This window comes from Fructobacillus sp. CRL 2054, from assembly GCF_028764065.1.
In the GTDB taxonomy this organism is placed as follows: domain Bacteria; phylum Bacillota; class Bacilli; order Lactobacillales; family Lactobacillaceae; genus Fructobacillus.
The window spans coordinates 39166-47513 of the sequence record NZ_JACOFN010000012.1 but is presented as its reverse complement, the minus strand read 5'-3'; the positions used below and the strand labels follow the sequence as shown (position 1 = coordinate 47513).

10 protein-coding genes and 1 tRNA gene are annotated in these 8348 nt (G+C 43.6%); 2 read left to right on the top strand and 9 right to left on the bottom strand.

Features of this window, described 5'->3' with window-relative positions:
* Window positions 1-112 precede the first annotated feature (112 nt).
* The 8 genes from H7198_RS05915 to H7198_RS05880 form a co-directional block, all read right to left on the bottom strand.
* Window positions 113-616 (bottom strand): BspA family leucine-rich repeat surface protein, encoded by a 504-nt coding sequence (locus tag H7198_RS05915; RefSeq protein ID WP_274458841.1) that lies wholly within the window; start codon window positions 614-616, stop codon window positions 113-115.
* A 159-nt stretch (window positions 617-775) separates the two neighbouring features.
* The gene (locus H7198_RS05910; RefSeq protein WP_274458840.1) at window positions 776-1072 is read right to left on the bottom strand and encodes a hypothetical protein; all 297 of its coding nucleotides are present in this window, start codon (window positions 1070-1072) and stop codon (window positions 776-778) included.
* An 84-nt stretch (window positions 1073-1156) separates the two neighbouring features.
* Window positions 1157-1348, bottom strand: a complete 192-nt coding sequence (locus tag H7198_RS05905) for a hypothetical protein (RefSeq protein WP_274458839.1) — start codon at window positions 1346-1348, stop codon at window positions 1157-1159.
* Window positions 1329-1523, bottom strand: coding sequence for a hypothetical protein (locus H7198_RS05900; RefSeq protein WP_274458838.1), 195 nt, complete (start codon window positions 1521-1523; stop codon window positions 1329-1331). Before H7198_RS05900 ends, H7198_RS05905 begins: the two co-directional genes overlap by 20 nt.
* A gap of 192 nt (window positions 1524-1715) precedes the next feature.
* Window positions 1716-1805: transfer RNA gene (locus H7198_RS05895), tRNA-Ser, on the bottom strand.
* 56 nt (window positions 1806-1861) lie between these two features.
* Window positions 1862-3703 carry a translational GTPase TypA gene (gene typA, locus H7198_RS05890; RefSeq protein WP_091501831.1) on the bottom strand — a complete coding sequence of 614 codons (1842 nt, stop codon included), beginning with the start codon at window positions 3701-3703 and terminating at the stop codon, window positions 1862-1864.
* A 53-nt stretch (window positions 3704-3756) separates the two neighbouring features.
* The gene (locus H7198_RS05885; protein ID WP_274458837.1) at window positions 3757-4554 is read right to left on the bottom strand and encodes an inositol monophosphatase family protein; all 798 of its coding nucleotides are present in this window, start codon (window positions 4552-4554) and stop codon (window positions 3757-3759) included.
* Window positions 4551-4823, bottom strand: a complete 273-nt coding sequence (locus H7198_RS05880) for a UPF0223 family protein (protein WP_274458836.1) — start codon at window positions 4821-4823, stop codon at window positions 4551-4553. Before H7198_RS05880 ends, H7198_RS05885 begins: the two co-directional genes overlap by 4 nt.
* Before the next feature lie 208 nt (window positions 4824-5031).
* Here H7198_RS05880 and def point away from each other — a divergent pair, with 208 nt between their 5' ends.
* Window positions 5032-5607, top strand: a complete 576-nt coding sequence (gene def, locus H7198_RS05875; RefSeq protein WP_274458835.1) for a peptide deformylase — start codon at window positions 5032-5034, stop codon at window positions 5605-5607.
* A 579-nt stretch (window positions 5608-6186) separates the two neighbouring features.
* Window positions 6187-7266 carry a 5-methyltetrahydropteroyltriglutamate--homocysteine S-methyltransferase gene (locus tag H7198_RS05870; RefSeq protein ID WP_274458834.1) on the top strand — a complete coding sequence of 360 codons (1080 nt, stop codon included), beginning with the start codon at window positions 6187-6189 and terminating at the stop codon, window positions 7264-7266.
* A 118-nt stretch (window positions 7267-7384) separates the two neighbouring features.
* On the opposite strand, the gene H7198_RS05865 is transcribed toward H7198_RS05870, so the two are convergent.
* Window positions 7385-8293 (bottom strand): DnaJ C-terminal domain-containing protein, encoded by a 909-nt coding sequence (locus H7198_RS05865; RefSeq protein WP_274458833.1) that lies wholly within the window; start codon window positions 8291-8293, stop codon window positions 7385-7387.
* Between the last annotated feature and the right edge of the window lie 55 nt (window positions 8294-8348).

Here is an 8348-nt window from a genome sequence, read left to right as displayed (position 1 = left end):
AATGGCATCTTTGAATTCCTGTGAGTAACGTGGCCTTTTAGTCATGTGCTGATTTCCTTTTTAGTCTTGGGATAATTATACAGTGGACGATGCATAAAATCTGTCCATTTTATCAGCATACGAGCACCATTTCACCAACGTTAGCCGTATTAAATTTACTTAAATCAACCGCAGTCAAAGAAGAGTCATTTGCAAATAAACTTCCCATAAATTGCGTGTTCGAAGTATCCAAATTTGTAAGACCAGCAAAATCAGTTAGTTTAGTTAAACCATCAAATAAATGATTTGAATCTTTTGGTGCTGCAACAGACTGCGTTAAGACAATGTGTTGAACATTTGGGAAAAGAGTTGCAAGACTTGAACTAGAATTAGCAGCCAACTCTCCACCACTGGTAAAGGTCAAAGTATTTGTCGAATTGTCATAAGTATAATTAACAGTTCCGAAAGTTCCATTCGTCGTATCTGCACTAGCAGTAACTCGTGAAACTGGAAGTACATTGTGCGTAACTGGACTAACACTTACAGCCCCAAGTAGTGCAAAGGAAGCCAGTGAAGCGGCCATCCATCGTTTAACATGTACGTTTTTTCTATCAACATTAGTATTCAAATCAACCATAACTTATCCCTTTCTGTAATATTTAAAAGTACAACTTCGTTATAAAACTTCAAGGAATAAAATGCAAATTTGACCACTTATGTAAATAAAAAAGGATAAGAAGCAGCTTTCTTACCCTCTGTCAAAAAATAATCCACAAATTGACCCAATATTTCTTTATTAATATTCAGACACCTTAACCATATCATCATAACTAATTGCTAATGTATATGTCTCTTTACTCAAGGCATTTTCTTCGTATTTATCAATAAAATAAAAACCGTTATTTAAGTAAAAGTCGACCGGATCTGGCAAGCTCTCAACCAGCACACCGGCGAAGGCTATTCCCTTTTCTACTCCAACATCAATTAATAGCTTAAAAATATACTTAAGAATAGTGGTACCGAGATGTAAATTGACAGAAGAATTTCCAAACTGAAACGGTTTATTAACCGACAAATGGTCAATACTAACCATCGGTAAAACTTTACTCTTGCTTGCCTCGCCAAATACTCTCTGTCGATTAATGTCGGCAAAAGAAGCAGAACTACTTGCAGCCGATCAAGCAAACATACCTACTAGTATATGTCCTACGTAAACAGCACTTAATTTAGTTAAATGCATCTTTTCAAACTCTTGGTATTTATATTGAATAAAGTCATCAAGCCCTACAACACCACAACTATAAGCATTCAACTGAGAGGTATCCACTAGATCAGCAATAGGAAAAACTTCAAAGCTTAATCTTTCCATTCTCCACCAATTCCTTAAAACGTTCTAAGCCTTCGTCAGCTTTAACAAAACTTTTCTTAACTTTAGACACATTGGCTTCTTGTTCTGCCTTCGTTGGATGAAAAATTTTACGGTATCGTTCTGCCTGCACCTTGTCATCTAAATCGAAAACAACATGTTTTTTATTACTAATCATGTTAGCATCCTCCCTTTTTAGGTCTATAAACAGAGAAATAAAACTAAGGTTATAAATCATATTCATTCACCTTAATATACCTAAAGAATATAAAGTCCTTTTCAAGAAGTAAAGTAAATTGACCACTTATGACAACACAAAAAAGGATAAGAACAGCCTTTCAGCTTTCTTACCCTCTCTTGATTATAGTCAAGGAGATAGCGGGATTTGAACCCGCACACCGCCATACGACGGCTCGACGGATTTCGAGTCCGCTGCAGTACCAGATTGTGCCATATCTCCATAAAACTGCCCCAAATCTTTATTCAAAATTTAGAGCAGCGAATTTAATTATTAAATTACTTGTTCTTGCGCTTTGCAGCCTTTTCACGTTCTGAAGTGTTCAAAATAGCCTTACGGATACGAACATTTTCAGGCGTTACTTCAACGTATTCATCATCGTTCAAGAATTCAAGTGATGCTTCCAAGTTCATTTCGCGAGGCGTCTTGATAGAAGCAGTTTGGTCCTTGTTTGATGAACGAACGTTTGACTGTGGCTTCATCTTCGTAACGTTAACAGAGATGTCGTTGTCACGAGCGTTCATACCAACAACCATACCTTCGTAGACGTCAACACCGGCACCAACGAACATTTGACCACGGTCTTCAACACCCATGATGGCGTAGTTCGTAGTCTGTCCCTGGTTGATTGAGACCAAGGCACCGTTACGACGACCTGGTTCCCAGTTCTTAACCATTGGACGGTATTCTGCATACGTGTGGTTGTAGATACCGTAACCGTGAGTAGCAGTCATGAATTCAGTTGAGTAACCAATCAAACCACGTGAAGGAGCCATGTAAGTCAAACGAGTCTGGCCGTTTCCAACTGACTCCATGTTTTGCATTTCACCCTTACGTTGGTTCAATGAGTCGATAACTGATGATGAGTATTCATCAGGAGTATCGATTTGAACTGATTCATATGGTTCTGACTTCACACCGTCGATGTCTCGGAAGATAACTTGTGGACGTGAAGCTTGCAATTCGAAGCCTTCACGACGCATTGTTTCAATCAAGATTGACAAGTGCAATTCACCACGACCAGAAACCAACCATGCACCAGCTTGGTCCATGTCTTGAACACGCAATGACACATCAGTGTGCAATTCGCGGTGCAAACGGTCTTCGATTTGACGGGCAGTCACGAACTTACCTTCACGACCAGCAAATGGACTGTCGTTTTGACGGAAAGTCATTTGCAAAGTTGGTTCATCAATACGAAGCAATGGCAATGCTTCAGGATGTTCTGGATCAACAACAGTTTCACCAACGTTGATGTCTTCCATACCTGAAACGGCAATCAAATCACCGGCCTTAGCTTCTGTGATGTCAACTTGGTCCAAACCGATAAATCCGGCCAACTTAGTAACACGGAAGTCCTGAGTTGAACCATCAATCTTCATAACGCGAACGTTATCTCCGACCTTAATAGTTCCACGCTTAACACGTCCGATACCAATACGACCAACGAAGTCGTTATAGTCCAACATGGCAACTTGGAACTGCAATGGTTCGTCAGAGTTGTCAACTGGGGCTGGGATTGTTTCGAATACCTTATCGAAGATAGGCTTCATTGTGTGTTCTTGTGTATCAACTTCTGGATCCAATGAAGTGGTTCCGTTCATAGCTGATGCAAAGACAACTGGGAAGTCCAAATCATCATCATCGGCACCCAATTCGATGAACAAGTCCAAGACTTCATCAACGACTTCGGCTGGGCGTGCACCTGGACGGTCCACCTTGTTAACGATAACGATTGGTGTCAAGTGTTGTTCGAAGGCCTTCTTCAAAACAAAACGAGTCTGTGGCATCGTACCTTCAAAGGCATCGACAACCAAAAGAACACCGTCAACCATTCCCATGATACGTTCAACTTCTCCACCGAAGTCGGCGTGACCAGGTGTGTCCAAGATGTTGATCTGACGGTCGCCAACACGGACAGCCGTGTTCTTTGACAAGATCGTGATTCCACGTTCCTTTTCAATGTCGTTCGTGTCCATGGCACGGTCACCCAAAGCTGCTTCCTTACGGGCGTCCATTGTGTCTGACTGCTTCAACATTTCATTAACCAACGTCGTCTTTCCGTGATCGACGTGGGCAATGATTGCAATATTACGAATATCTTCGCGAAGTTTTGCCAATTTCTTGTGCTCCTTTATCTTAGCTACTCACAAGAAAGACTAGGAGGTATCCCCTAGTCTTTCACCATCTTGACTACCTCGCGATGAATACTGCTTGTAGCGATTAATACTGAGTTAGATAATAGCATATTAGGACGGGTACCGTCAAGGTTTTTCACTTGATAGCCCAATCCTTCAGCTAGTGCTCTTCCGGCTGCTAAATCCCAAGGCGAGAGCTTAGAAAGATAAGCCTGTGCTGAACCAACGAAAAGTCGGGTGAAGGAAATCCCTGCTGATCCCAAAACACGGAATGCGCAAGCTCTTTGAGCCAGTGCACTGTACGGTTTTTCGCCGACCACTAGTCGTCGACCCGAAACGATGACAACCGAATCAGACAATGCCTTATCCGAAATCTTTTCTAATAAGTGCTCATTTTCATAAACACCTGTCCGTGGGCCCCCATGAAAAAGTCGCCCAGCGGGCACATCACAAATCCAGCCCAAGACGGGTTCCCCGTCTTCATAAAGGGCCATCATGATGGCGTAATCTCGGTTTTCAAGCACAAAGTTTAGGGTACCATCAATTGGGTCAATAAACCAAACCTGTCCGTCCATCGACTGGGCCCGGGCCTCCCCGGCTTCTTCACAGACAAAGCGGGCATTGGCATCCAGCGAGCTAATCTTGTCAATTAGCACCTTCTGGTTATCCCGGTCAATATTGGTCACTAGATTACGACGGTCCCCGTCTTTATTGGAAACTTTTAGTGCATGTTGGGCTCGCTCTTTCTTTGTTTGGGCAGCTAAGTCCTTAATCCAGCCCGAAACCAAGGCATCAATTTCTTTTATTTTTTCAAGACTACTTAAGTCAATCACTTAACAATCACCCGGTTACTACCGTTGGCCGCCAACTTCATTGTCTGATAAATGGAGTGACCAGTTTGTTCTTCGAAGTCGCGGTCAAAGCGCTTTTGCTCTGCCTTAGATGGAATCACCTGGCTGAACTTCTGATGAGCATCTAATAGTAATGCTCGGTCACAGCCGCCCTCGTAGACCTGCAAAACAGCATCCACTAGGTTTGAAACAGCAATCATGTCATTCACATCCCAGTTACCATCAATTGGTAGTTGATAATTATCAGCCATGCTTGACTCCTTTGATTTCTTTTTCTAAATACATTTTAACAAGGACTGTCCACTATATCCAGACGATGCCCGTCTGACTTTTAATAAATAATAAGCACACTTATTGCTAAACTGTATAATATGATACTGATAAAGTCCTGCGCCTGCTTTCACATTCCCCGCCTTTTTTGCTATACTAAAAGGTATGAAAAGAAAGGTGGCTTTGCCCATGACAATTCGCTTTACCATGGATAAGATTACAAAAGATGGCGACCCAGTCTTGCGGAAGACAGCCGAAAAAGTGTCCTTCCCACTTTCGGAAGAACACCGTCAGCTAGCAGAAGACATGATGACCTACTTGGTTGTGTCACAGGACCCTGAACAAAACGAGAAATACGGACTACGTCCCGGTGTTGGATTAGCTGCCAACCAAGTTGGCGAATCACTTCAAATGACGGCCATTCTCATTCCTTCTGAAGATCCAGCGGAAGAAGATGACGAACCTTACTTCAAGGGTGTTATTTTCAACCCAGTGATTATTTCAGAAACAGTTGGCCGTGTCGCCCTTGAAACGGGAGAAGGATGTCTTTCCGTTGACGAAGATGTTCCTGGTTTCGTTCCCCGTTCAAAGAAGATTAAGGTTCGCTACCAAGACGAAAAGGGTGATACTTACGAAAAGACATTGCGTAACTACCCTGCCATTGTCTTCCAACACGAAATCGACCACCTTCACGGTAAGCTTTACTACGATCACATCAATAAGGCTGAACCATGGAAGGTCGACGACAATACAAAGTACGTTTAAAAAAATGCCCGAAATTTTTTCGGGCTTTTTTATTTGCCTTAAACCGCAATGCTAAGCATTTTTTATATTTATTTTTAATGAGATTATGAAAATAAAATGATAAAAAATGTTGACAAGTTTAGAATGACTCGGTATTGTGTATGCAACAACACGTTGATGGAATAAGTGATTTTCAGCGGCATGAATCAGAGAGCGAACATTTTGGTGAGAGTTCGCCTTGCTTAGAAGATGAAAATGGTCCCGGAGTTAAACAAGTTGGTGAGTCGTCTCGTATGAGCCAGCTTCGGGTGCGCCCGTTACCGCGTTAGAGTATCTCTTTTTTAGACGTACTTGTTGAGTGCTTCATAGCGATAGGGAGCAGAATCAGGGTGGTAATACGAGCCAATCGTCCCGTAGTCTTTTTAACAAAGACTGCGGGACTTTTTTAATGCCTTTATATCAAAATTGGAGAGAAGCAATGTACAGAAGAAAGAATAAAAAGCAGGTTCAACACAAAGCCTGTACCAATCCACCATGACTGCTAAAAGATAAGAACAAATAACAGAGAAACTCACGTATTAGAAAACAAAGGAGCACACTATGCCAGCATTTAAGAACACCGAAATCCACTATGATATCGTCGGATCATTCCTTCGTCCAGAGGCCCTGAAGGAAGCACAACAGAAATTCCAAGCAGGCCAACTCTCAGCCGATGAACTAAAGCGGGTTCAAGACGAACAAATCAGTCAACTCGTCCAAAAGGAAATCGAGAGCGGCTTAAAGTTTGTGACCGACGGTGAGTTCCGCCGTTCCTGGTGGCACTTGGACACATTCTGGGGCTTTGACGGAATCGAAAAAGTCAAAGTGCCTGAAGGCTATCACTTCCATGACACGGACACCCGTCCCGAATCCGCTCGTGTAACCGGTAAGATTCGCTTTAATAAAAACCATCCCGACCTACAGGCCTTTGCCTACCTCAAAAAGATTACTACTGGTGAAGACGTGATTGCTCGTCAAAGCATCCCTTCCCCCGCCCAGTGTTATAAAGAACTAACCCGCGGTGAAGAAAATACCAAGGCTTTGCTAGACGTATACGGAACGGAAGAGGCAGCAATTAAGGATATCGCTCAAGCATACCGAGAGTTAATCCAAGCACTATACGATGAAGGTTGCCGCGATCTCAAGTTTGACGACTGTACCTGGGGCATGATTGTTGATCAAAACTTCCGTAAGTTGACCCATGTCAAAGATGAAGACGTGAAGACTTTAACCGAACAATTCCTCTCAATCAATAACAGCGTCTTAGAAAGCCTTCCCGACGATCTAGCTGTTTCCACCCACGTCTGCCGTGGTAACTACGCTTCAACCTGGGCTGCTGCCGGAGGCTATGGATTAGTTGAAGACACCCTTCTGGCCCGCGAAAAGGTTCAAGCCTTTTACCTGGAATTCGACACTCCTCGTGCCGGTGACTTCTCCCCCCTTGAAAAAGTCCATGATAACCAAGAAGTTGTCTTGGGACTGGTTTCATCAAAGGACCCAGCTCTAGAAGACGAAGAAAGTCTTATTAAGCGCGTCAAAGAAGCGACGCAATACCACAACTTAGACAAGCTTTCCTTGAGTACCCAGTGCGGCTTTGCTTCTACCGAAGAAGGAAATAAGCTATCCGAAGCTGAGCAGTGAGCCAAAATCAAATTGGTCATTGATACAGCAAAGAAGATTTGGGGCTAATTTCTCATTATAAAAAGACACAAAAAAGCGTTCGAGCCATTAAACTCGAACGCTTTTTTTAATACATTAATTACTTAAAAATACCCTTTTTACCGGCTGGTTTTCCAGATGCCTTGGCGAATTCTTCCATGGCAGCCTTCTGCTCCTTATTCAACTTGGTTGGTACGACAACGTTAACGATGACGTACTCGTTACCAAATCCGGCACCGCGCAAGCGTGGTGCACCCTTGCCTGCCAAACGGAAGCGACGGCCGTTTTGAGTTCCAGCTGGAATCTTCAACTTCACGTCACCGTGAACCGTCTTCACAGGAATTTCAGCACCCAATGTGGCAGTTACGAAATCAATGTCCTGTTGAACATAGATATCCGCACCATCACGCTCGAAGCCGTTCGTTGAAGCACCAACAGTAAAGACAACGAAAAGGTCACCACGTGGCCCACCGTTAACACCGTCTTCACCTTGACCAGCCAAACGCATTTGCTGACCAGTTTCAACACCAGCAGGCACCTTCACCTTGACTTCAGTTTGCTTGTGGTCGCTTTGTGAACGCGTGTACTTCACGTGCTTTTCAGTACCGAAGATGGCTTCTTCAAAAGTCAACTGCATGCGGTACTGTAAGTCACGTCCTTGACGAGGGGCGTTCGGATCCTGCTGGAAGCCACCACCGAACATCTGTGAGAAGATATCGCCAAGGTCGGAGAAGTCTCCTCCGAAGCCACCTTGTGCGCCACCAAAGCCACCAAATCCGCCTTGGCCGTTAGCACCAGCGGCACCAAATTGGTCGTACTGCTGACGCTTCTTAGGGTCACCAAGTGTTTCCCAGGCTTCCTGGACTTCCTTATACTTATCCTCAGCCCCTGGTTCATGGTTCAAATCGGGGTGATACTTTTTGGATAACTTTCGGTAGGCCTTCTTGATTTCGTCCTGACTGGCGTCCTTTGAAACACCAAGTCGATCATAAAATTCCGTATTATTCACAAGCTCAGCTCCTTTAATTCATAGTATGTACAACAGGCTAGGTTTCCCTAGCCTG

Coding starts and splice junctions, on each gene's coding strand:
- H7198_RS05915 (WP_274458841.1), bottom strand. CDS start 616: ATGGTTGATTTGAATACTAATGTTGATAGAAAAAACGTACATGTTAAA.
- H7198_RS05910 (WP_274458840.1), bottom strand. CDS start 1,072: ATGGTTAGTATTGACCATTTGTCGGTTAATAAACCGTTTCAGTTTGGA.
- H7198_RS05905 (WP_274458839.1), bottom strand. CDS start 1,348: ATGGAAAGATTAAGCTTTGAAGTTTTTCCTATTGCTGATCTAGTGGAT.
- H7198_RS05900 (WP_274458838.1), bottom strand. CDS start 1,523: ATGATTAGTAATAAAAAACATGTTGTTTTCGATTTAGATGACAAGGTG.
- H7198_RS05880 (WP_274458836.1), bottom strand. CDS start 4,823: ATGGCTGATAATTATCAACTACCAATTGATGGTAACTGGGATGTGAAT.
- def (WP_274458835.1), top strand. CDS start 5,032: ATGACAATTCGCTTTACCATGGATAAGATTACAAAAGATGGCGACCCA.
- H7198_RS05870 (WP_274458834.1), top strand. CDS start 6,187: ATGCCAGCATTTAAGAACACCGAAATCCACTATGATATCGTCGGATCA.